Annotated in this window: 18 protein-coding genes and 1 tRNA gene; 16 read left to right on the top strand and 3 right to left on the bottom strand. The window is 60.0% G+C overall.

Annotated elements, in window-relative coordinates:
- The first annotated feature begins 31 nt into the window (after positions 1 to 31).
- From apaG to AC30D9_RS10100, 7 genes are all read left to right on the top strand, one after another.
- Entirely contained in the window at positions 32 to 412 is a 381-nt protein-coding gene (gene apaG / locus AC30D9_RS10130; protein ID WP_003206172.1) for a Co2+/Mg2+ efflux protein ApaG, read from the top strand.
- Positions 412 to 1,287 carry a symmetrical bis(5'-nucleosyl)-tetraphosphatase gene (locus AC30D9_RS10125; RefSeq protein ID WP_307576239.1) on the top strand — a complete coding sequence of 292 codons (876 nt, stop codon included), beginning with the start codon at positions 412 to 414 and terminating at the stop codon, positions 1,285 to 1,287. The genes apaG and AC30D9_RS10125 overlap by 1 nt, the downstream gene beginning before the upstream one ends.
- 33 nt (positions 1,288 to 1,320) lie before the next feature.
- Entirely contained in the window at positions 1,321 to 1,650 is a 330-nt protein-coding gene (glpE, locus tag AC30D9_RS10120) for a thiosulfate sulfurtransferase GlpE (RefSeq protein ID WP_307576240.1), read from the top strand.
- A 302-nt stretch (positions 1,651 to 1,952) separates the two neighbouring features.
- Positions 1,953 to 3,875, top strand: coding sequence for a PrkA family serine protein kinase (locus tag AC30D9_RS10115; protein WP_109754979.1), 1,923 nt, complete (start codon positions 1,953 to 1,955; stop codon positions 3,873 to 3,875).
- A gap of 112 nt (positions 3,876 to 3,987) precedes the next feature.
- Entirely contained in the window at positions 3,988 to 5,259 is a 1,272-nt protein-coding gene (locus AC30D9_RS10110) for a YeaH/YhbH family protein (RefSeq protein WP_025215799.1), read from the top strand.
- Positions 5,256 to 6,821 carry a SpoVR family protein gene (locus AC30D9_RS10105; protein WP_092255206.1) on the top strand — a complete coding sequence of 522 codons (1,566 nt, stop codon included), beginning with the start codon at positions 5,256 to 5,258 and terminating at the stop codon, positions 6,819 to 6,821. The genes AC30D9_RS10110 and AC30D9_RS10105 overlap by 4 nt, the downstream gene beginning before the upstream one ends.
- 63 nt (positions 6,822 to 6,884) lie before the next feature.
- A complete protein-coding gene (locus tag AC30D9_RS10100; RefSeq protein WP_134926085.1) occupies positions 6,885 to 8,111 on the top strand; it encodes a multifunctional CCA addition/repair protein in 1,227 nt (408 codons plus the stop codon).
- 130 nt (positions 8,112 to 8,241) lie between these two features.
- On the opposite strand, the gene folK is transcribed toward AC30D9_RS10100, so the two are convergent.
- Both folK and folB read right to left on the bottom strand, forming a co-directional pair.
- Positions 8,242 to 8,769, bottom strand: a complete 528-nt coding sequence (gene folK / locus AC30D9_RS10095; RefSeq protein ID WP_134926086.1) for a 2-amino-4-hydroxy-6-hydroxymethyldihydropteridine diphosphokinase — start codon at positions 8,767 to 8,769, stop codon at positions 8,242 to 8,244.
- Positions 8,760 to 9,113: a dihydroneopterin aldolase gene (folB, locus tag AC30D9_RS10090; protein ID WP_134926087.1), complete on the bottom strand. Its 354-nt coding sequence runs from the start codon at positions 9,111 to 9,113 to the stop codon at positions 8,760 to 8,762. The genes folK and folB overlap by 10 nt, the downstream gene beginning before the upstream one ends.
- A gap of 74 nt (positions 9,114 to 9,187) precedes the next feature.
- Between folB and plsY the strand changes: the two genes are divergently transcribed.
- Positions 9,188 to 9,757 (top strand): glycerol-3-phosphate 1-O-acyltransferase PlsY, encoded by a 570-nt coding sequence (plsY, locus tag AC30D9_RS10085; RefSeq protein ID WP_003206189.1) that lies wholly within the window; start codon positions 9,188 to 9,190, stop codon positions 9,755 to 9,757.
- Positions 9,758 to 9,765: 8 nt separating this feature from the next.
- On the opposite strand, the gene tsaD is transcribed toward plsY, so the two are convergent.
- Positions 9,766 to 10,791 carry a tRNA (adenosine(37)-N6)-threonylcarbamoyltransferase complex transferase subunit TsaD gene (gene tsaD / locus AC30D9_RS10080; RefSeq protein ID WP_490143974.1) on the bottom strand — a complete coding sequence of 342 codons (1,026 nt, stop codon included), beginning with the start codon at positions 10,789 to 10,791 and terminating at the stop codon, positions 9,766 to 9,768.
- 199 nt (positions 10,792 to 10,990) lie between these two features.
- Between tsaD and rpsU the strand changes: the two genes are divergently transcribed.
- The 8 genes from rpsU (at position 10,991) to AC30D9_RS10040 (ending at position 24,506) form a co-directional block, all read left to right on the top strand.
- Positions 10,991 to 11,206 carry a 30S ribosomal protein S21 gene (rpsU, locus tag AC30D9_RS10075; protein ID WP_002551877.1) on the top strand — a complete coding sequence of 72 codons (216 nt, stop codon included), beginning with the start codon at positions 10,991 to 10,993 and terminating at the stop codon, positions 11,204 to 11,206.
- Between the two features lie 479 nt (positions 11,207 to 11,685).
- Positions 11,686 to 13,644, top strand: coding sequence for a DNA primase (dnaG, locus tag AC30D9_RS10070; protein ID WP_109754983.1), 1,959 nt, complete (start codon positions 11,686 to 11,688; stop codon positions 13,642 to 13,644).
- 67 nt (positions 13,645 to 13,711) lie between these two features.
- Entirely contained in the window at positions 13,712 to 15,559 is a 1,848-nt protein-coding gene (gene rpoD, locus AC30D9_RS10065; protein ID WP_116833605.1) for an RNA polymerase sigma factor RpoD, read from the top strand.
- 130 nt (positions 15,560 to 15,689) lie between these two features.
- Positions 15,690 to 19,433: an EAL domain-containing protein gene (locus AC30D9_RS10060; protein ID WP_490143973.1), complete on the top strand. Its 3,744-nt coding sequence runs from the start codon at positions 15,690 to 15,692 to the stop codon at positions 19,431 to 19,433.
- Between the two features lie 15 nt (positions 19,434 to 19,448).
- Positions 19,449 to 19,525 (top strand) — tRNA-Ile (locus AC30D9_RS10055).
- A gap of 96 nt (positions 19,526 to 19,621) precedes the next feature.
- Positions 19,622 to 22,054 carry a hypothetical protein gene (locus tag AC30D9_RS10050; protein WP_490143972.1) on the top strand — a complete coding sequence of 811 codons (2,433 nt, stop codon included), beginning with the start codon at positions 19,622 to 19,624 and terminating at the stop codon, positions 22,052 to 22,054.
- A gap of 36 nt (positions 22,055 to 22,090) precedes the next feature.
- Entirely contained in the window at positions 22,091 to 22,552 is a 462-nt protein-coding gene (locus tag AC30D9_RS10045; RefSeq protein ID WP_018607342.1) for an Lrp/AsnC family transcriptional regulator, read from the top strand.
- Between the two features lie 271 nt (positions 22,553 to 22,823).
- Positions 22,824 to 24,506: a flavin monoamine oxidase family protein gene (locus AC30D9_RS10040; RefSeq protein ID WP_134926089.1), complete on the top strand. Its 1,683-nt coding sequence runs from the start codon at positions 22,824 to 22,826 to the stop codon at positions 24,504 to 24,506.
- The last annotated feature ends 4 nt before the right edge of the window (positions 24,507 to 24,510 follow it).

Raw genomic sequence — 24,510 nt, 5'->3', positions numbered from 1 at the left:
GCGTCCCGCTTCGCTTTTAAGGCCTTTTTGCATGTCCGATCCTCGTTACCAGGTCGACGTCAGCGTCACCACACGTTTTCTGGCAGAACAGTCGCAACCCGAGCATGACCGCTTCGCCTTCGCCTACAGCATTACCGTGCGCAATAACGGCTCCTTGCCGGCCAGGCTGCTGTCGCGGCATTGGATCATCACCGACGGCGATGGCCATGTCGAAGAAGTGCGTGGCGAAGGCGTGGTCGGCCAACAGCCGTTGATCGACGCCGGCAAAAGCCACAGCTACAGCAGCGGAACGGTGATGACGACCAAGGTCGGAACCATGCAAGGCACCTACCAGATGCTGGCCGAGGACGGCAAACGCTTCGACGCCGTCATCAAGCCCTTTCGCCTGGCCGTGCCCGGAGCCCTGCACTAATGGCCACGTACGCGGTCGGTGACCTGCAAGGCTGCCTCGACCCGCTCAAATGCCTGCTGGAGCGCGTCGCCTTCGATCCTCAAAAAGATACGCTGTGGCTGGTGGGAGACCTGGTCAACCGTGGCCCGCAGTCCCTTGAGACGTTGCGCTTTCTCTACAGCATCCGCCAGTCGCTGGTGTGCGTGCTCGGTAACCACGACCTGCATCTCCTGGCCGCCTGGCAGAACATCGAGCGCCTGAAAAAATCCGATACCCTGAGCGAAATACTCGCGGCCCCCGATTGCGTCGAACTGCTGGAGTGGCTACGCCAGCAAAAGCTCATGCATTACGACGAAGCGCGCAACCTGGCGCTGGTCCATGCCGGCATCCCGCCCCAATGGTCCTTGCGCAAGGCACTCAAGTGCGCGGGCGAGGTCGAGCAGGCATTGCGCGACGACAACCTGTTCGCCCCCTACCTGGATGGCATGTACGGTAACGAGCCGGTCAAATGGGACAACGACCTCACCGGTAGCGCCCGTCTTCGTGTCATCACCAATTACTTTACGCGCATGCGCTTCTGCACCCGCGACGGCAAGCTCGATCTCAAGGGCAAGGAAGGCATCGAGACCGCACCGCCCGGCTATGCCCCCTGGTTCAAGCACAGCGAGCGCAAGACCCGTCACCTGAAGATCATTTTCGGGCACTGGGCGGCACTGGAAGGCCAGTCCGACGAGCCCGGCGTCTTCGCTCTCGATACCGGCTGCGTGTGGGGCAGCGCCATGACGCTGATGAACGTCGATACTTTCGAGCGACTGCGTTGCGATTGCGACGAACAGGGCCACGCTAAAATCCATCACCCGACCACTGCACCATTGCCGGCCGGCACTGCCGTTTGACCGGCGTTGCGTTTCAGCGCTACAGGAGTCCTCATGACCGAATTCAAACGCATCCCCCCGGAACAGGCCCAGACCTTGCGCGAGCAAGGCGCGGTCATCGTCGACGTCCGCGACCCAGCCACTTTTGCAGCTGCGCATATCAGTGGTTCCAGGCATCTGGATAACCACTCCATCGCCGACTTCATCCGGGCCGCCGACCTCGACGCACCTACCGTGGTGGTCTGCTATCACGGCAACTCCAGCCAGAGCGCAGCCGCCTACCTGGTCAGCCAGGGCTTCAGTGATGTCTACAGCATGGACGGCGGTTTTGAGTTGTGGCGTACGACTTATCCTTCAGAAATAGCGCAAGGCACTCACGAATAATTTTTTATGCCGTCCCAAGCCCGCGAGAACCGTGGGCTTGAGCACTGGCAGACGAACGGTCTGCCACAACTAATTACGTATTCCACCTTTACCTCTCCGATTCCGAACTATCCTTAACCTCAGGCCATCCAAAACAGGGGAGAGCCGGTACACCGGCGCACGGGTCATCGGGAGTAAGCTTTCAAGAGCCTGCATTCTTGAAAGCATTCTGGGGGGTAAACAGCAACTGGGTTCCACCAGCGGCTGACCAGCATCGACTGATTGATCCGCCACCGGCTCCACGTATCGAGCGAGGTGACGTCATGAGTATTTTTAGCCACTTCCAGCAACGTTTCGAGTCCACGCGGCAGGAGGAATACTCGCTGCAGGAATACCTCGAACTCTGCAAGCAGGACCGCAGCGCCTACGCATCGGCTGCGGAGCGTCTGTTGCTGGCAATCGGAGAACCGGAACTGCTGGATACCTCGACCAACTCGAGGCTCTCGCGAATCTTTTCCAACAAGGTGATTCGCCGCTATCCGGCCTTTGCAGACTTCCACGGAATGGAAGAATGCATCGAACAGATCGTGTCCTATTTCCGCCATGCCGCCCAAGGCCTGGAAGAGAAGAAGCAAATCCTTTATCTGCTCGGCCCCGTGGGTGGCGGTAAATCGTCCCTGGCCGAAAAACTCAAGCAATTGATCGAAAAAGTGCCCTTCTACGCCATCAAGGGCTCGCCGGTGTTCGAATCGCCCCTGGGGCTGTTCAACGCCACCGAGGACGGCGCGATCCTCGAGGAAGACTTCGGCATTCCGCGCCGCTACCTCAATACCATCATGTCGCCATGGGCCACCAAGCGCCTGGCCGAGTTCGGTGGTGACATCAGTCAGTTCCGCGTGGTCAAGCTCTACCCTTCGATCCTTAACCAGATCGCGGTAGCCAAGACCGAGCCGGGGGATGAAAACAACCAGGATATTTCAGCCCTGGTGGGTAAGGTCGATATCCGCAAACTGGAAGAATTCCCACAGAACGACGCCGATGCCTACAGCTACTCGGGGGCGCTGTGCCGGGCCAACCAGGGCCTGATGGAGTTCGTCGAAATGTTCAAGGCGCCTATCAAGGTGCTGCACCCGCTGCTGACCGCCACCCAGGAAGGTAACTACAACAGCACCGAGGGCCTGGGGGCCATCCCGTTCACCGGCATCCTGCTGGCCCACTCCAACGAGTCGGAATGGCATACCTTCCGCAACAACAAGAACAACGAGGCCTTCATCGACCGGATCTACATCGTCAAGGTGCCGTACTGCCTGCGAGTGACCGACGAAGTGAAGATCTACGACAAGCTGCTGTTCAACAGTTCGCTGTCCAAGGCCCATTGCGCTCCCGACACCCTGAAGATGCTTGCCCAGTTCACGGTGCTGTCGCGCCTCAAGGAGCCGGAAAACTCCAACATCTATTCGAAGATGCGCGTGTACGACGGTGAAAACCTCAAGGACACCGATCCAAAGGCCAAATCGATCCAGGAATACCGCGACAACGCGGGGGTCGATGAAGGCATGAACGGCCTGTCCACACGTTTCGCGTTCAAGATCCTGTCCAAGGTCTTCAACTTCGACCCTCACGAGATCGCGGCCAACCCGGTTCATCTGCTGTACGTGCTGGAACAGCAGATCGAGCAGGAACAATTCCAGGCCGAAACCCGCGAACGCTACCTGCGCTTCCTCAAGGAGTACCTGGCTCCGCGCTACATCGAGTTCATCGGCAAGGAAATCCAGACGGCGTACCTGGAATCCTACAGCGAGTACGGCCAGAACATCTTCGATCGCTACGTGCTGTACGCAGACTTCTGGATCCAGGACCAGGAATACCGGGACCCGGAGACGGGCGAAATACTCAATCGCGTGGCCCTCAACGAGGAGCTGGAAAAAATCGAAAAACCGGCGGGCATCAGCAATCCGAAGGACTTCCGCAACGAGATCGTCAACTTCGTACTGCGCGCCCGGGCCAACAACAACGGCAAGAACCCAACCTGGCTCAGCTATGAAAAGCTGCGGGTGGTCATCGAGAAGAAAATGTTCTCCAACACCGAAGACCTGCTGCCCGTCATCAGCTTCAACGCCAAGGCCAGCAAGGAGGACCAGCAAAAACACAACGACTTCGTTACACGCATGGTCGAACGTGGCTACACCGACAAACAGGTACGACTGCTCTCCGAGTGGTACCTGCGGGTCCGGAAATCGCAGTAAGCAGCGGCAAGCTTCTAGCTACAAGCTGCAAGGAACGGCGTTGAGCCCAAGGCTCGACGCCATTCCTCTTGCAGCCTGAGGCTTACGACTTGAAGCTCCCCCGGAGGGGCCTATGAGCTATGTGATCGACCGACGCCTTAATGGCAAGAACAAGAGCACGGTGAACCGCCAGCGGTTTCTGCGGCGTTATCGTGACCACATCAAGAAGGCCGTCGAAGAGGCGGTCAGCCGGCGTTCCATTACCGACATGGAACACGGCGAACAGATCAGCATCCCCGGCCGCGACATCGACGAGCCGGTGCTTCATCATGGCCGCGGAGGCAAACAGACCGTCGTTCACCCAGGCAACAAGGAATTCACCAGTGGCGAGCACATCCCCCGTCCCCAGGGTGGTGGCGGCGGCAAAGGGCCCGGTAAAGCCGGCAACTCCGGCGAGGGCATGGATGAGTTCGTGTTCCAGATCACCCAGGAGGAATTCCTGGAGTTCATGTTCGAGGACCTGGAGCTGCCGAACCTGGTCAAGCGCAACCTGACCGGCACCGACACCTTCAAGACCGTGCGGGCCGGTATCAGCAATGAAGGCAATCCGTCACGCATCAATATCATCCGCACCCTTCGCTCAGCCCACGCACGGCGCATCGCGCTGTCGGGCAGCAGCCGGGCAAAACTGCGCGAGGTCAAGGAAGAACTGGCCCGCCTGAAACGCGAAGAACCCGACAATTTTGGCGATATTCAGGACCTGGAAGCGGAAATCGAGAAACTCAGCGCACGCATCCATCGCGTACCGTTCCTCGACACTTTCGATCTCAAGTACAACCTGCTGGTGAAACAGCCAAACCCCAGCTCCAAGGCGGTGATGTTCTGCCTGATGGACGTATCCGGCTCCATGACCCAGGCCACCAAGGATATCGCCAAACGCTTCTTCATCCTGTTGTACCTGTTCCTGAAGCGGAACTACGACAAGATCGACGTAGTGTTCATCCGCCACCACACCAGCGCCAGGGAAGTGGACGAAGAGGAGTTCTTCTACTCCAGGGAGACCGGCGGCACCATTGTCTCCAGCGCCCTGAAGCTGATGCAGGAGATCATGGCCGAACGCTACCCCGCCAACGAATGGAACATCTATGCGGCCCAGGCGTCGGACGGCGACAACTGGAATGATGATTCACCGATCTGCCGTGACATCCTGATCAACCAGATCATGCCGTTCGTCCAGTACTACACCTATGTGGAAATTACTCCACGCGAACACCAGGCCTTGTGGTACGAATATGAACGGATTGCCGAAGCTTTTTCCGACACATTTGCCCAACAGCAACTGGTCTCGGCCGGGGATATCTACCCGGTCTTCCGTGAACTCTTCCAGCGCAGGTTAGTGACATGACCGCCAAAAAAGAGCAGAAGCGCCAGCCCATTTCCACCGGATCCGAATGGACGTTCGAGCTGATCAAGGCCTACGACCGCGAAATCAGCCGTATCGCGGACCGCTACGCCCTCGACACCTACCCGAACCAGATCGAGGTGATCACGGCCGAGCAAATGATGGACGCCTACGCGTCAGTCGGCATGCCGCTGGGCTATCACCACTGGTCCTACGGCAAGCACTTCCTCAGTACCGAGAAATCCTACAGTCGAGGCCAAATGGGACTGGCCTATGAGATCGTCATCAACTCCGACCCCTGCATCGCCTACCTGATGGAGGAAAATACAATCTGCATGCAGGCCCTGGTGGTGGCGCATGCCTGCTATGGGCACAACAGCTTCTTCAAGGGCAACTACCTGTTCCGCACCTGGACCGATGCCAGCTCGATCATCGATTACCTGGTGTTTGCCAAGCAGTACATCATGCAGTGCGAGGAGCGCCATGGCATCGACGCGGTGGAGGACCTCCTGGACTCCTGCCACGCCCTGATGAACTACGGCGTGGACCGCTACAAACGGCCGTATCCGATTTCCGCCGAAGAAGAACGCCGGCGCCAAAAGGACCGCGAAGAGCACCTGCAAAAACAGATCAACGATCTGTGGCGCACCATTCCCAAAGGTGCAGACAAGTACAACGAAAAAGACAATGCCCGCTTCCCTGCCGAGCCTCAGGAGAACATTCTCTATTTCATTGAAAAACATGCGCCTCTGCTGGAGCCGTGGCAGCGGGAAATCGTGCGCATCGTGCGCAAGATCGCCCAGTATTTCTATCCACAACGCCAAACCCAGGTCATGAACGAGGGCTGGGCCACGTTCTGGCACTACACGCTGATGAACGATCTATACGACGAGGGCCTGGTTACCGACGGCTTCATGATGGAGTTCCTGACGTCCCACACCAGCGTGGTGTTCCAACCTGGCTTCGACAGCCCGTACTACAGCGGCATCAACCCTTACGCACTGGGTTTCGCCATGTACCGCGACATCCGCCGCATGTGCGAGAACCCCACCGAGGAAGATCGTCGCTGGTTCCCGGAAATCGCCGGCTCGGACTGGTTGTCCGCCATTAAATTCGCCATGAGCAGTTTCAAGGACGAAAGCTTCATCTTGCAGTACCTCTCGCCCAAGGTGATCCGCGACCTGAAATTGTTCAGCATTCTGGATGATGACCAGAAAGATGACCTGGTGGTGCCCGCCATTCACGATGAGAGCGGCTACCGCATCATCCGCGAAACCCTGGCGGCGCAGTACAACCTGGGTAATCGCGAGCCCAACGTGCAGATCTATAGCATCGACCGCCGCGGCGACCGCTCGCTGACGCTGCGGCACCAGGCGCACAACCGCAAACCACTGGGTGACTCCACCGATGAAGTGCTCAAGCACCTGCACCGACTCTGGGGTTTCGACATCCACCTGGAAACCCTGCAAGGCGACCAAGTGATGAAAACCCATCATGTACCGCCCAAAGGCGAACAAGCCGAAGGAGACTATGGCCGCCTGGACTTGGCTGTCATTCATCTTTGATCCCGTTTTCGCCTCCGGAGGTCCGACGCAAAGGTTATCCTGTCGGATCAACGGAGGTTTTTTATGCAGATCTATAAAGTTGGCGGCGCCGTTCGCGATCGCCTGCTGGGCATTCCCGTCACCGACGTCGATCGGGTTGTCGTGGGGGCCACCGCCGAGGAAATGCTCGCCAAAGGTTTTCGCCCCGTGGGGGCTGACTTTCCGGTATTCCTCGACCCGAAGACCGGCGAGGAATACGCCCTCGCCCGTACCGAACGCAAGAGCGGTCGAGGCTATGGCGGCTTCGTGTTCCATGCCAGCCCTGAAGTGACCTTGGAGGAAGACCTGGTTCGCCGGGACTTGACCATCAACGCCATGGCTGAAGATGACCATGGCAACCTGACCGATCCGTATCACGGCCAACGTGATCTGGAGTCCCGAATTCTACGCCACGTTTCCCCCGCTTTCGCCGAAGATCCACTCCGAGTCTTGCGAGTTGCCCGCTTTGCCGCGCGCTATGCCCCGCTGGGTTTCAAGGTGGCGGACGAAACCCTTGAACTGATGCGCCAACTCAGCGAGTCCGGTGAGCTGGAAGCGTTGACGGCCGAGCGCAGTTGGAAAGAAATTTCCCGCGCCCTCATGGAAAAACAGCCACAGGTATTTATCCAGGTCCTACGCGACTGCACGGCCCTCAAAGTCCTGATGCCCGAGGTCGACGCACTGTTTGGCGTGCCTCAGCCTGAGGCCCACCACCCGGAAATCGACACGGGCTTGCACACCCTGAGCGTGCTGGAGCAGGCGGCATTGCACCAGCAACCTCTGACTGTCCGCTGGGCTTGCCTGCTGCATGACTTGGGCAAAGGCGTGACCCCCGAACACGAATGGCCGCGACACATCGCCCACGAGCACAGGGGATTGAAGCTGATCAAAGCGGTCAATGAGCGCTTCAAGGCGCCGCGCGACTGTCAGGAACTGGCGCTATTGGTCGGCCAATATCACACCCACGGTCATCGTGCGCTTGAGCTGAAGGCGTCCACTTTGCTTGAGCTGTTGCAGAGTTTTGACGTGTACCGCCGGCCTCAGCGCTTCGAGGAGTTCATCGCGGCGTGCGAGATGGATGCCCGTGGTCGCAAAGGCCTGGAAAATCGAAGTTATCCACAGGCTGATTATCTTCGCGGCGCAGCGGCGGCCGCCCGCGCAGTGGCGGTGCAACCGTTGCTGGAAAAAGGTTTCAAGGGGCCGGAGCTGGGCGAGGCGATCAAGCGGGAGCGACTCAGGGTATTGAAAGCGTATAAGGAATCAGCGGGCTGACACCCCGTTTGCAGCTCAGGTGGGTGCGCCGATCTGATCGCGAGCAGGCTCGCTCCCACAGGGCTCGTGGCAGACATGGCATCTGCATTCGCATAGATCAAATGTGGGAGCGAGCCTGCTCGCGATGACGTTATGAGAGTCGCAGCAGGTCCAAAGGCGTAAGTTGCTCCCCCCGCCATTCGAAAGCCACCGGCGCCAGTACCTGATCAATCTGCGCTTCTTCCCACAACGCGGCAAAGCTCTTGCCCACACCAGGATGAATCCGATCCGGCGCGATCAACGACAACGGCCACAAAACGAAGGCGTTCTTGAGGATCTCCGCGCGAGGCAGGATCAGCCCATCGAAGTTGCCAACCTGTTCGCCATATAACAACACGTCAATATCCAGCGGCAGCCCCTTGCGGTCCGGCGCATAGCGACCGTTGTCCGCCTCGATGAACTTGAGGCGACGATCCAGCTCCATCAGTGGCAGATCCGTGAAGGCCGAGACGACAAAATTGAAGAACGGCCCGCTTTTGATACCCACCGGCTGGCTCTCGAACACGGCCGAACAACGCATATCCACCAGGAAACCGGCCAAGGCCTCCAGACCGGCGCACAGATGGGTTTCGCGCTCGATATTGCTGCCGAGCCCGAGAAAAACCTGAGTCAGCGACATCCGCGCTCGATCTCCACGCCAACGCCGCTGGCCGCTGGTACGGCGCCGGGCTTGGTCACTTTCAGACGTAGCCAGGTGATTTTGAACTCGTCCATGAGTTCCTGGGCCAGACGCTCGGCAAAGGTCTCGACCAACTGGAACTGCGCTTGCTCGGCAAACACCTGGATGCGCGAGGAGACGCTGGCGTAGTCGAGCGCCAGGGTCAGGTCATCACCCGCGGCGGCCGGGCGGTTGTCCCAGGCGAAGCTCAGGTCAAGCCGCAGGCACTGGCGGATGCCTCGCTCCCAGTCGTAGGCACCGATTACCGTGTCGACTTCCAGGCCCTCGATAAACACTCTGTCCAAGCACTCTTCTCCGCAGCACGACAAGGGCGCAATGCGCCGTTAGAATCAGGGCGTCCTCGCCCGGAATAGTTAGCATGTTTTGGTTACTGGCGATTCTCGCCTACCTGCTCGGCTCGCTGTCCTTCGCCATTTTGCTCAGCCGCCTGACCGGTCGCCCGGATCCGCGAATGAGTGGCTCAGGCAATGCCGGCGCCACCAACATGCTGCGCCTGGCCGGACGCAAACTCGCCATCCTGACCCTGCTGGGCGACCTCTGCAAAGGCCTTGTCCCGGTATTGATCGCCAGCCTTGCAGGGCTCTCGTTGCAGCAACAGGCCTGGATCGGCGTCTGCGCCGTCATCGGCCATCTATTCCCGCTGTACTTTCGCTTTCGTGGCGGCAAGGGTGTCGCCACCGCCGCCGGCATGCTGCTGGGCCTGTACCCGCCCGCCGCCCTGCTGGCTGTCTGTGCCTGGCTGCTGACGTTCTACCTGACCCGCACCAGTTCCCTGGCCGCGCTGATCGCCACACCGCTGACCTTGCCGTTGCTGGCCTGGCAGGAACCAGCGGCCTTGCTGCCAATGACCGCCCTGGTTGCACTGATCGTCTGGCGCCACCGGGGCAATCTACGCGACCTGTTCGCCGGGCGCGAACGGCATTTTTAAATGACGCCTCACAGCGGCGCCAACTGCTCCATCGGCCAGCGCGCCTGCACACTTATCGCCAGGCTTTCCTGCTGGCCGGCCTGCAAACGCTGGCAGCCGGCAAAGGCGATCATCGCGCCGTTATCTGTGCAGAACTCCGGCCGAGCGTAGTAAACGTCGCCCTTCATGTCGCCGAGCATTTTTTCCAGCGATGTGCGCAAGGCCTTGTTCGCGCTCACACCACCGGCGATCACCAGGCGCTTGAGCCCGGCCTGCTTGAGGGCACGCTTGCACTTGATGGTCAAAGTCTCCACCACGGCCTGCTGGAACGCCAGCGAGATGTCGCAACGGGCTTGTTCACTGTCGTCCCCGGCGCTGACGCACTGCTGCCAGGTGTTCAGGGCGAAGGTCTTCAATCCGCTGAAACTGAAATCCAGGCCGGGACGGTCGCACATCGGTCGCGGGAACACGAAGCGCCCATCGACCCCTTGCGTCGCAAGCCGGGAGATTTCCGGTCCACCTGGATAATTGAGGCCCATCATTTTTGCTGTTTTGTCGAACGCTTCGCCGGCCGCATCGTCGAGAGTTTCGCCGAGCAACTCGTATTGGCCGATGCCATCGACCCGGATGAGCTGCGTATGGCCGCCCGATACCAACAAAGCGACGAACGGAAACTGTGGCGGTTGCGACTCCAGCATCGGTGCCAGCAAGTGACCTTCCATGTGATGCACGCCCAGGGTCGGGATACCCCAGGCAAAGGCCAGCGCCTGGGCACAGGAAGCGCCCACCAGCAACGCGCCCACCAGGCCCGGACCGGCGGTGTAGGCGATACCGTCGATCTCGGTCGGCACGCAGCCGGCTTCGGCCAGGACCTGGCGGATCAAGGGCAGCATGCGCTTGACGTGATCACGGGAAGCCAGCTCGGGCACCACCCCGCCATAGGCGCGATGCAGGTCGATCTGGCTGAACAGCGCATCGGCCAGCAGGCCGCGCTCACTGTCGTAAAGTGCGACACCGGTTTCGTCGCAGGAAGTTTCTAATCCCAGTACTAGCATGGGTTTGCGCCTTGTAGAGGCTGAATTCGAAGGCGCGCATAATAGTCGCCGCGTTGTGCCCCGACCAGCGGTTTTCGATCAGAGGCTTTGCATTCCGAGCGTTGAGGGGTTAACATCCGCAACCCTTAAAAACCGACGTCTTCAAGTGCTCTTTTGCCGCGAGGATGTTGACCCCGGTAATGAATGAAGGTAGCTCTGGATGCCAGCCGTCAAAGTAAAAGAGAACGAACCCTTCGACGTAGCTCTGCGTCGTTTCAAGCGCTCCTGCGAAAAAGCCGGTGTTCTGGCTGAAGTTCGTAGCCGCGAATTCTACGAGAAGCCGACTTCTGAGCGTAAGCGCAAGGCAGCAGCCGCTGTTAAGCGTCACGCCAAGAAAGTTCAGCGCGAACAGCGCCGCGCCGTACGTCTGTACTAATACACAGACGTCCGTAGCAAGCTTCTGCCAAGCCCGGCCCTCAAGCCGGGCTTATGGCATTTGCGGAATAACGCTTGATGCTTCACTGTCAAAGCCGCAGACGCGACCAAGACAACCTGCTTCACCGCGTCAGACCTGGCTCTTTTGCCAGCGGTGCACGTCTTTCCTGACGAGCCTTCCAAGGCTACCGACGAGCACACCCTGATTCCTCTAACGACGATCAGCCCAAGGCACCTGCCTGCGTGCCCGCTTCATGAGCTATCCGAGGCCTGAACAGCCGTTACCGGACTCAGCGCAACACATTCAAACAGTCGAATACTGATAGTTATTAACGTCAGTGGATTATCGGCAGATACACTTCCCGACAGCGATGATGCAGACGACCCGGTCGAGCCACCGATTTAGCGTGCCTCAAACCCAGACCCGGTTACGCCTGCCGATTTCGGGTCCATATTTCGCGCAGTGATGATGAGAACGCCATGGCCGGGCTGATTCCCCAGAGCTTTATTGACGACCTCCTGAACCGCACCGACATCGTCGACGTGGTCAGCTCTCGCCTGCAAATGAAGAAAGCGGGCAAGAACTACACGGCCTGCTGCCCGTTCCACAAAGAGAAAACGCCTTCTTTCAGCGTCAGCCCCGACAAGCAGTTCTACTACTGCTTCGGCTGCGGTGCGGGCGGCAACGCCCTCGGCTTCATCATGGACCACGACAACCTGGACTTCCCCCAGGCGGTCGAAGAACTGGCCAAAGCCGCCGGCATGGAAGTACCCCGCGAGGAAAGCGGTCGACAGCACAAGCCACGCCAACCGACCGATTCTCCGCTTTATCCGCTATTGACCGCAGCGGCGGATTTTTATCGCCAGGCCCTCAAAAGCCATCCGGCACGCAAGGCCGCGGTGGATTATCTCAAGGGTCGCGGCCTGACCGGCGAAATCGCCCGGGACTTCGGCCTCGGCTTCGCACCGCCCGGCTGGGACAACCTGTACAAGCACCTGAGCAGCGATACGTTGCAGCAGCGCGCCATGATCGACGCCGGCCTGCTGATTGAAAATGCCGAAACCGGCAAGCGCTACGACCGCTTTCGCGACCGGGTCATGTTTCCGATCCGCGACACACGCGGGCGGATCATCGCCTTTGGTGGCCGGGTACTGGGTGACGACAAGCCGAAATACCTGAACTCCCCGGAAACCCCGGTATTCCATAAAGGGCAAGAACTCTACGGCCTGTACGAAGCGCGCAAGAACAACCGCAACCTCGATGAAATCATTGTCGTCGAAGGCTACATGGACGTTATTGCCCTGGCCCAGCAAGGCCTGCGCAACGCCGTCGCCACCCTGGGTACGGCCACCAGCGAAGAGCACATGAAGCGCCTGTTTCGCGTGGTGCCCAACGTGTTGTTTTGCTTCGACGGCGACCAGGCCGGCCGCAATGCCGCCTGGCGCGCCCTGGAAGCCACCTTGCCGTGCCTGCAGGACGGGCGGCGTGCACGCTTCCTGTTCCTGCCAGAAGGCGAGGACCCCGATACGCTGGTACGTTCCGAGGGCACCGACGCGTTCCGTGCGCGGATCAACCAACATGCGCAACCGTTGGCCGACTATTTTTTCCAGCAGTTGACCGAAGAAGCCGATCCGCGCTCGCTCGAAGGCAAGGCTCACATGGCCACCCTCGCGGCACCGCTGATCGACAAGGTGCCTGGCGCCAACCTGCGCACACTCATGCGCCAGCGCCTGACCGAGATCACCGGCCTGAACAGCGAAGCGGTCAATCAATTGGTACACAGCGCGCCCCAGGAGGCGCCGCCGGCTTATGATCCAGGCATCGATTACGACGCGATGCCGGATTTCGCCGACTATCATCAACCTCAGCAGGATTACGCCCCCCAGCAGGAATGGACGCCGAAAAAACCCGGCAGCGGCGGCAAGAAATGGGACAAGAAGCCCTGGGACAAGAACGGCAAGCGTGGCGATCGCGACCAACCACGTGCCCCGCGCGTGCCGGCCGCCGTCGAACCACCAACACTGGCCGCCTTGCGCACCTTGCTGCATCACCCGCAACTGGCGGAAAAAGTCGAGGACGCAGGGCACTTCGCCGCCGAGGACCACAGCAATACGCAATTGCTGGTGGCACTCCTTGAAGCCGTGCAGAAGAACCCCAAGCTAAACTCTTTCCAGTTGATCGCGCGGTGGCACGGTACCGAGCAGGGGCGCCTTTTGAAGGCCCTGGCCGAGAAGGAATGGCTGATTGATGGAGACAACCTTGAACAACAGTTTTTCGACACCATTACTAGCTTGTCCGCCCGCCAACGCGAGCGAAATCTGGAACAACTTCTGCGAAAAGCTCGCCAGAGCGAGTTGACCAGCGAAGAGAAAAACCAATTGCGCGACTTACTTAGCCGCAATGTTTGCGCATCAAACCCGACCTCAACTGGCGCGTGAGGTCACAGCTCAGGTATAATCCTCGGCTTGTTTTTTGCCCGCCAAGACCTTCAGTGGATAGGGTGTTATGTCCGGAAAAGCGCAACAGCAGTCTCGTATCAAAGAGTTGATCCTATTGGGTCGTGAGCAGGGCTACCTGACTTACGCGGAGGTCAACGACCACCTGCCGGAGGATATTTCAGATCCGGAACAGGTGGAAGACATCATCCGCATGATCAACGACATGGGGATCAACGTATTCGAGGTTGCTCCAGATAAGGATGCCCTTATGCTGGCCGACGCCGATACCGACGAGGCGGCCGCTGAAGAAGCGGCCGCAGCGTTGGCAGCGGTCGAGACCGACATTGGTCGCACCACCGACCCCGTGCGCATGTACATGCGTGAAATGGGCACGGTAGAGCTCCTCACACGCGAAGGCGAAATCGAAATCGCCAAGCGTATTGAAGAAGGCATCCGTGAAGTGATGGGCGCAATCGCGCACTTCCCTGGCACGGTTGACCATATTCTCTCCGAGTACACCCGCGTCACCACCGAAGGTGGCCGCCTGTCCGACGTCTTGAGCGGTTATATCGACCCGGACGACGGCATTGCGCCGCCTGCCGCCGAAGTGCCGCCGCCAATCGACGCGAAAGCCGTCAAGGCCGACGACGACACCGATGACGAAGACGCCGAAGCGAGCGACGACGAGGAAGAAGCCGAAAGCGGTCCGGATCCGATCATCGCAGCGCAGCGTTTCGGCGCTGTGGCCGACCAGATGGAAATCACCCGCAAGGCGCTGAAAAAGCACGGTCGCAACAACAAGCAGGCGATTGCCGAGCTGTTGGCACTGGCCGAGCTGTTCATGCCGATCAAGCTGGTACCGAAGCAATTCGAAGGCCTGGTCGAGCGTGTGCGCAGCGCCCTGGATCGCTTGCGCCAGCAAGAGCGCGCGATCATGCAGCTTTGCGTGCGTGACGCCCGCATGCCGCGTGCCGACTTCCTGCGTCAGTTCCCTGGTAACGAAGTCGACGAAAGCTGGACCGATGCACTGGCCAAGGGCAAGAGCAAATACGCTGAAGCCATTGCCCGCCTGCAACCGGACATCATTCGTTGCCAGCAGAAGCTGAGCGCGCTGGAAGCCGAGACCGGCCTGAGCATCGCCGAGATCAAGGACATCAACCGTCGCATGTCGATCGGCGAGGCCAAGGCCCGTCGCGCGAAGAAAGAGATGGTCGAAGCGAACTTGCGTCTGGTGATCTCCATCGCCAAGAAGTACACCAACCGCGGCCTGCAATTCCTCGATCTGATCCAGGAAGGCAACATCGGCCTGATGAAGGCGGTGGACAAGTTCGAATACCGTCGCGGCTACAAGTTCTCGACTTATGCCACCTGGTGGATCCGTCAGGCGATCACTCGCTCGATCGCCGACCAGGCCCGCACCATCCGTATCCCGGTGCACATGATCGAGACGATCAACAAGCTCAACCGTATTTCCCGGCAGATGCTGCAGGAAATGGGTCGCGAACCGACGCCGGAAGAGCTGGGCGAACGCATGGAAATGCCTGAGGACAAGATCCGCAAGGTATTGAAGATCGCCAAGGAACCGATCTCCATGGAAACCCCGATCGGCGATGACGAAGACTCCCATCTGGGTGACTTCATCGAAGACTCCACCATGCAGTCTCCGATCGATGTCGCCACTGTCGAGAGTCTCAAGGAAGCGACTCGAGAAGTACTGTCCGGCCTCACTGCCCGTGAAGCCAAGGTACTGCGCATGCGCTTCGGCATCGACATGAACACCGACCACACCCTCGAGGAAGTCGGCAAGCAGTTCGATGTCACCCGTGAGCGCATTCGTCAGATCGAAGCCAAGGCGTTGCGCAAACTGCGCCACCCGACGCGAAGCGAGCATCTGCGCTCCTTCCTCGACGAGTGACCTTCAAAACCCCCGGCCCTGCCGGGGGTTTTGTTATGTGCAACAGATAAAATCCCCCTCGTTACGCTCCTCACCACCCTGTGGCCCGTCTACACTCGAATCATCCTCCCCAAGCCATGACGAGACAGTGATGCCCAGACTGACGGCCGCGCTTTTGCTGTCATTGATGACCTGGACCGCAACAGCTGGCGCGTTGACGCTCACCGACGAGGAGCTCCGCTGGCTCAAGGACCACCCCGACCTGCGCCTGGGCGTCGATGCCTCATGGCCGCCGTTCGAGTTTCGCGATGAGCAAGGCCGCTATCAGGGCCTGGCCGCCGACTACGTCGATATCATTCGGGAACGACTGGCCATCAAGCTCACCCCCATCGAGCCAGCCAGCTGGACCGCCGTGCTGGAGCAGGTCGCACAGGGCAAGATAGACCTTCTGCCGGGCATCATGTCCACGCCGGAACGCCAGAATTACCTGGCGTTCACCCGGCCTTACCTCGATTTTCCCATTGTCATCCTGGCCCATCGCGGTGGCGCCCAGCCCCACAACCTCAAGGAGTTGTACGGGCTGAAAATCGCCGTGATAGAGAACTATGCCCCCCATGAATTGCTGCGCAACCACCATCCCGACCTGAATCTCGTGGCGCTGCCCAACGTCAGTTCAGCCCTGCAGGCACTGGCAACCGACGAAGTGGACGCAGTAGTCGGCGACCTGGCTTCCAGTGTCTGGAGCCTGCGCCAACTCAAGCTCGAAGGCCTTTATGTCAGCGGGGAAACGCCTTATCGCTATCAATTGGCAATGGCCGTCCCTCGAGACAACAAGATATTGGTGGGTATCCTGGACAAGGTCATGGCCGACATGAGCCCAGCCGAAGTTGCCGAGATCCAGCAGAAGTGGGTCGGCAACGTGCATGACTATCGTCAGCTCTGGTCAGATTTGCTGGTCTACGGCCTGCCTGCACTATTGCTCCTGGTCGGCATACTGGCAGTGGTGATTCGCATCAACCGCAGACTCAGTTCGGAAATCGCCCGACGGGTCGAACTGGAACAGGAACTGCGCAGCAGCGAATACCATTACCGAGGGCTGGTGGAGAGCCTGTCGGCCATTGCCTGGGAGGCAAGGGTCAGCGATTTCACCTACAGCTACGTGTCGCCCCACGCCGAAGACCTGCTGGGCTATCCCCTTTCCCATTGGCTGATCCCAGGCTTCTGGCGCAACATCATTCATCCGGCGGACCTGATCCGCGCCCAGACCTACTGTGATCATGAAGTGCTGGCCGGGCGCGATCACTGCATCGATTATCGGGTGATCACCGCCGATGGCCGCTGCCTGTGGGTGCGCGACATTGTCAGCCTGATCGAGCACGGCCACGAACCAGTGATGCGCGGGCTGATGATCGATATCAGTGAAGCCAAGCGCACCGAGGAAGCGCTGCGTCTTTCGGAACAGAAGTTTGCCTCCGTGTTCCGCCAATGCCCGGACATCCTGGTGATCGCACGGCTGATGGACGGTTGCCTGCTGGAGGTCAACAAGGCCTTCGAGGAGCAGATCGGCCTGAGTGCCGCCGAGGCGGTGGGACGCAACGCAACCGAACTGAATATCTGGGGCATCCAAGGCGTGGGGCCGGGGCTGTTGCAGCGCTTGCAGGCCGGCAGCATTCGCAACCTGGAAATGCCCTTTCGCCGCAGCAACGGCCAGGTGTTCACCGGACTGATCTCCGCCGAACCCTTCGACCTCGATACGACGCCAGCCCTGGTCGTGGTCGTGCGGGACATCAGCCAGCTCAAGGAAACCCAGCAGCAATTGCAGACCTCAGAAGAGAAGTTTGCCAAGGCATTCCACGCCTCACCCGATGGCTTGCTACTGTCCCGACAAAGCGATGGTTTGCTGATCGAAGTCAACGAAGGTTTCAGCCGCATTACCGGTTTCAACAGCGCCCTGTCGGTGGACCGCTCGACCCTGGACCTGGGCATCTGGGTCAACCTCAACGAGCGCAAGCAGATGCTCAGCCTGTTGAAACGGGACGGTTTCGTAAAAGACTTCAGCTGCCATATCCGTCGCAACGACGGGCAGGTACGGCTCTGCGAAGTCTCCAGTCGCCCGCTGCCCATCGGCAACGAAGACTGCATGCTGACCATCGCCCGGGACATCACCGAACGCCACCTCATGCAGGAGAAACTGCAACAAGCCGCCACCGTGTTCGAAAGCACAGCCGAAGGCGTGCTGATCACCGATACGCAACAGCACATCAGCGCGGTGAACCGAGCCTTCACCGAAATCACCGGCTACAGCGAAACCGAGGCCTTGGGCCATACGCCCCGGTTACTGGCTTCCGGCCTGCATGACAGCGCGTTCTACGCCGCGATGTGGCACCAGTTGACGGCGGAAGGCCACTGGCAGGGCGAGATCTCCAATCGGCGCAAGAACGGCGAGCTGTACCCCAGTTGGCTGACCATCAGCGCGGTGCGCAATCGGGATCAACAGATCACCCATTTCGTTGCGGTCTTCGCCGATATCTCCAGCCTCAAACATGCCCAGGCCCGGCTCGATTACCAGGCTCACCACGATCCACTGACCGGCCTGCCGAATCGCACGCTGTTCGAAAGCCGCCTGCTGACGGCTCTCAACAGCCAGCAGGAAAACGGCGGCCAGGGTGCGGTGCTGTTCCTGGACCTGGACCGCTTCAAGCACATCAACGACAGCCTCGGACACCCGGTCGGCGACCTGCTGCTCAAAGGCATTGCCGTGCGCTTGCGCGAGCAACTGCGCGACATCGACACCGTGGCGCGCCTGGGCGGCGACGAGTTCATCATCCTGCTGCCCGGCTTGCAGCAGCCCAGTGACGCCGAACACATCGCCCAGAAACTGTTGAACTGCTTTGCCGCGCCATTCCAGGCCGGCGAGCACGAGTTCTTCATCAGCGCCAGCATTGGCACCAGCCTCTACCCACAGGATGGCAGCGACGTCGCCACGCTGGTCAAGAATGCCGACGCTGCGATGTACCGCTCCAAGGCCAAGGGGCGCAACCGGGTGGAAAGTTATACTCGCGACCTCACCGCCCAGGCCAGCGAGCGCGTAGCCCTGGAACACGAGCTGCGACGGGCGATCGAGCGCAACGAACTGTCATTATCCTTCCAACCGAAAATCAGCCTCGTCGACAACCGTCTGGTGGGTGCCGAGGCGCTGATTCGCTGGACCCACCCGACATTTGGCGACGTACCGCCGGAACATTTCATCCCCCTGGCGGAAGAAAACGGCATGATCCTGCAGATTGGCGACTGGGTACTGGAGCATGCCTGCCAGCAGTTGAGTGAATGGAACAGTACCTATGACAGCCTGGGCCCTCTGTCGGTCAACCTCGCCGGCGCCCAATTGCGCCAGCCCAACCTGTTGGGACGTATCGAACAACTGCTGCGCGAACACCATCTCAGGCCAGGCTTGTTGCAACTGGAAATTACCGAGAACTTCATCATGAGCCAGGCCGAAGAGGCCCTGATGGTGCTGCACCAGTTGAAAAAGCTCGGTGTGCAATTGGCCATCGACGACTTCGGTACGGGTTACTCATCCCTCAGCTACCTCAAGCGCCTGCCGCTGGACATCCTCAAGATCGACCAATCCTTCGTCCGAGGCCTGCCCGACGACCCCCACGACGCGGCCATCGTGCGGGCAATCATCGCCCTGGGTCGCAGCATGCAATTCACCGTCATCGCCGAGGGCGTCGAAACCCTGGCCCAACAGCAATTCCTGACCGAAGAGGGTTGCGAACAGATCCAGGGCTACATCGTCAGCCTGCCCCTGGGCGCCGACGAGTTTGCCGCCACGTTTCTTCGTGTGAGCGTATCGGATTTTTCGGATAGCACAGCCGAGAAACCGTCGCTATAATCCGCGACCTACTGAGGGCCTATAGCTCAGTTGGTTAGAGCAGAGGACTCATAATCCTTTGGTCCACGGTTCGAGTCCGTGTGGGCCCACCATCTTGAAAGCCGCGCATTGCGCGGCTTTTGCGTATCTAGCGTCCTCCCGCTAGCATCCTTCGCTCCGATACAATAAAAATCCCATCCCTCACCGAGATGCCCATCATCGCCAGCCCCAGCCTCCCGCGACTGATTCTTGAACTGTTCTGGCAACTCGGCATCCTGCTGGTGCCGGCCTTTTTCGTCACCGTGCTGCCGCCGCCACTGGCTTTGCTGGCGGTGGTGTTCCTCGGCCTGCTGATGGGCCTTGCCGCTCGCCTGGGCTTTTTGGCGACGGGCCGGGGCATTGCCCGGTTGACGGTCGGCGCCGTGTTTGGCCTGGGCTTCAGCCTGGGACGGGCGTTGCCCGAGTGGTGGGGCATCTTGGTGGCGATCGTCGCCATCATCGTTGGGCTCGCCTGCGTCAGTAGCTGGGAACGGCGCCTTGGGTTGGCGCTCGTCTCCAGTAAAGGGCCGAGTGCCTGGGGTGGAAACGAGCCGCTGCTGACCCCTGAAGGCGAGCCAATCCGGGTCTTCAACCACGGCGAAATCGCCATGGGCGGCCCGACTTATTGCGACTATCTGTTCCCCGACGGCGTGCTTCTGCAAGGCATTGGCTCCTCGGCAGTGTTCTCCAGCGATGGGCGCTATTTCGCCGCACCGGTACCGTCCCGGCAGGCATGGGGACTGGTGGTCCTCGACCGCCAGCAACGCCAGCTGTACCGCTGCGCCGACAGCGAACTCTGGGAGCTGGACGCTTTTGATCTCGACCTCTTGAGCGGACGCCATAGCCCACTGGTGGATAACAGCGTTCGCGAAACCCGGCTCGATGAGCTGTTGCAAACCGCCAGCGTCACCCACCTGGTGCCTGTCGCCGATCTGTGGCTGGAAGCCGACTGGCATCCTGAGCCGACCTTTGAACGGCGCTCCGCCGATGGCCAGCAGTGCCTTCAGGGCAATATTTCTTTGCCTTCGACTTTTCGCGACTTGCCCCAGCCCCTGGATCCCTTGCTTTCACCGCGCTATACCATCAGCGTCAATGGACAATCGTCCGGCCTGTCGATGGCGGCAGACGCGCCGTTGATATGGAGCACCGATCAACGCGCGCTGGTGTGCCTGGCTCACGAGCAAAGCGGTGACGCGCAGGGCGACCAATATTGGTTGTGGCAGCTCGATACCGGCTGGCGCGCCTTGCCCTCGCCCTGGGTGAGGGGCGCCGCAGAACCGTCCTTCTACTGGCATGAATTACTGAGCCTCGACGCGAACCATGTGCGTATCGGCGCCTACCTCGACTATCCGCGCCCAGGTTCCGGCCGTTACGGCTATCGCCTGGACAGTATCCACAGCGATACCGAAATCCAGGCCGGCCATGACGTCCAAGGCCGCGTACAGGTCGCGGAATTCAAACTGACCCGCATGGCCATTGTGTTGCCGTTGGACAGTCGGGGAGCGCGCGGTGATGCGTTTATCGAGACGCAGCCGATGCTGGACGGTACCCGTGCTCAGTTGAGCTGGCTTGGTGACAATCGCGAAGGGCTTGGGGGCTACCGCTGTCAGATCGGTGACTGGCACTTGCCCGGAAGTTGGTTGTTGGACCACCGCGTCTCAGACTGCGGTCGTTACCTCGCACTACTGCCCTTTGAAAACGCAACGACCGTGACCACCCATGGCGTGATCGCGGACGTGAAGGATCGACGCCTGCTGGAAGGGCCGGCGATGTGGGTGGAACGCATCCTCGATTTTCGTAATGGCCGGCTGAGCCTGGCAGTGGTCGCCGGTCGACTTGACCAGGACCTGGAGAGCAGCGCGCTGCAACGTTTCAGTGTCCAGGCGCCGCAGATCGGTAGCGCCAACGCCACTTCGTTCTTTCAACCCAACGAGCGATCCCGCTTGTTCTACGACACCGTGGAACTGCAGGTAGTCGATTCACAGCTGCAGAGATTGCCCTCCTGGCGCCTGGTGGATCGTCCGCAAGCCGCCAACGCCGAAGGGGATTTCATCCAGCCTGCACCCGACCACCGGGACGCTGCCTGGTTGTTCGGCAGCGAGACGGAATATGCAGACAGTTGGGTACGTGCACAGACGCCCCGGCTCGGGGGACATCTGCTGACAGCTTCAGGCTGCGCGCTGGTCGACCTGGCACCGTCGATGATCTGGTCGACGGACAGCCGCTATCTGGCCCTGACCTGCATGGCGACCGATGTGACAGAACTGTGTGGAAGTTATCGAGGCTGGCAATTGCTGGTCCTGGATGTCCAGGAACACACGTTGCGGGTGCATCCGCAGTGGCTGGGCAAACGGCCGCTGTTTGAGAGTTTCGACGACGAACAGCTGCATGTGCGCTGCTTTGAGCGCGATTGGGAAGCGCAAGACGATGACGACCCAGGTTCTGTGCAGTCGTTCCCGCTGGCTCTACTGTTGCAGTTGCCCACCGAACAGTTGGTTTGCCAGGACGGTTTCTGGCTCAGGCCGTCACAGATGCACCTGGCCCCTGCCTGGCGAGCGCAGGCTTTACCTGCCATTGGCTATTTCGCACGTGAGAGTCTGTAACATGTTCGCCATCGACTGCCCGCGCCGGAGCCCACTTTGACTGACACCCGCCCTCCCGTCCTCGACGAAATCGACCGACAACTGATCGCGGCACTGCAAATCAATGCACGGGAAAGCGTCGCCATGCTCGCCCGGCAGCTAGGCATCGCCCGCACGACCGTGACCTCACGGTTGGCGCGGCTGGAAAAAACCAAGGTGATCACTGGATACGGCGTGCGCCTGGGGCAGCGGGTGATAGACGGCGGCTTGCAGGCCTATGTCGGTATCAAGGTTCAACCGCGCTCCGGCAAGGACGTGCTGCGGCGCTTGAGCGCCATGGCCCAGGTCCAGCAGTTGTGCGCGGTCAGCGGTGAGTTCGACTATGTCGCCTGGCTGCGCACGGACTCGCCGGAGCAACTGGACCAGTTGCTGGACCAGATCGGCAGCGTGGACGGTGTGGAGAAGACCACTACGTCGATCATCCTCAGCAGCAAGATCGATCGGGGCCAGCCGGTCTAAGCCCTGCGTCACTTAACCTGTGGGAGCTTGCTCGCGATGGCGTTGGTTCAGCCACATCTTCATGACTGACAGGCCGCTATCGCGAGCAAGCTCGCTCTCACAGGGAACCTGTTTCGTCATTACGACTTATCAATACATCAAAGTGACTTAAAACCGATCAAAACGACGACATATTGTGTCTTATTAACGTATTCCACCCTCCCTAGAATGGCTGGCATCTTTCCTATACTCAGACGCGAAGGCCGCGTCGAGTCGCCCATCAAGGTCAGCCATGAACAAGCACAATCGCCACCCAGCAGACGGTAAGAAACCCATCACCATTTTCGGCCCGGACTTTCCTTTCGCCTTTGACGACTGGATCGAGCATCCGGCTGGCCTGGGCAGTATTCCCGCCCACAACCACGGTACGGAAGTGGCGATTGTCGGTGCCGGGATCGCCGGTCTGGTGGCGGCTTACGAGCTGATGAAGCTCGGTCTCAAGCCCGTGGTCTACGAGGCGTCGAAGATGGGTGGACGCCTGCGCTCACAGGCGTTCAACGGCGCCGAAGGGGTGATTGCCGAGCTGGGCGGCATGCGTTTTCCGGTGTCATCCACTGCGTTCTACCATTACGTCGACAAATTGGGCCTGGAGACCAAACCGTTTCCCAACCCGCTGACCCCGGCGTCCGGCAGCACGGTCATCGACCTGGAAGGCCAGACCTATTACGCACAGAAGCTGGCGGATCTTCCGGCACTGTTCCAGGAAGTTGCCGATGCCTGGGCCGATGCCCTGGAAGATGGTGCGCGCTTCGGCGATATACAGCAGGCGATCCGCGACCGCGACGTGCCGCGCCTGAAAGAACTGTGGAACACCTTGGTACCCTTGTGGGATGACCGCACGTTCTACGACTTCGTCGCCACATCCAAGGCATTCGCCAAGCTCTCGTTCCAGCACCGCGAAGTGTTCGGCCAGGTCGGTTTCGGCACGGGCGGCTGGGATTCGGACTTCCCCAATTCGATGCTGGAAATCTTCCGCGTCGTGATGACCAACTGCGACGACCACCAGCATCTGGTGGTCGGTGGCGTCGAACAGGTGCCCCACGGCATCTGGAAGCACGTACCGGAACGCTGTGCACACTGGCCGGAAGGTACCAGCCTGAATTCGCTGCACCTGGGTGCCCCGCGCAGCGGCGTGAAGCGTATCGCCCGCGCCGCCGATGGACGTTTCAGCGTGACCGACGTCTGGGAAAACACCCGCGAATACGCCGCCGTGCTGGTCACCTGCCAGAGCTGGCTGCTGACCACCCAGATCGAATGCGAAGAGGCGCTGTTCTCGCAAAAAATGTGGATGGCCCTGGACCGCACCCGCTATATGCAATCGTCGAAGACGTTCGTGATGGTCGACCGGCCGTTCTGGAAGGACAAGGACCCGGAAACCGGCCGCGACCTGATGAGCATGACCCTGACCGACCGCCTGACCCGTGGCACCTATCTTTTCGACAACGGGGACGACAAGCCGGGGGTGATTTGCCTGTCATATTCCTGGATGAGCGATGCGCTGAAAATGCTCCCCCATCCGGTGGAAAAACGCGTGAAGCTGGCCCTCGATGCCCTGAAAAAGATCTACCCCAAGGTGGACATCGCTGCCCGGATCATCGGCGACCCGATCACCGTGTCGTGGGAAGCCGACCCGCACTTTCTCGGTGCATTCAAAGGCGCCCTGCCCGGCCACTATCGCTACAACCAGCGCATGTACGCGCATTTCATGCAGGACGACATGCCAGCCGAACAACGCGGGATCTTTATTGCCGGCGATGACGTCTCATGGACACCGGCCTGGGTCGAAGGCGCGGTACAGACCTCACTCAATGCCGTGTGGGGAATCATGAAGCACTTCGGTGGTGAAACTCACGCCGAGAACCCGGGTCCAGGCGATGTGTTCCATGAGATCGGTCCGATCGCCCTGCCCGAATAAAAGG

This window comes from Pseudomonas sp. DF11, assembly GCF_058148565.1.
The sequence above is the reverse complement of the archived record's forward strand: the minus strand, read 5'-3'. Positions and strand labels throughout refer to the sequence as shown.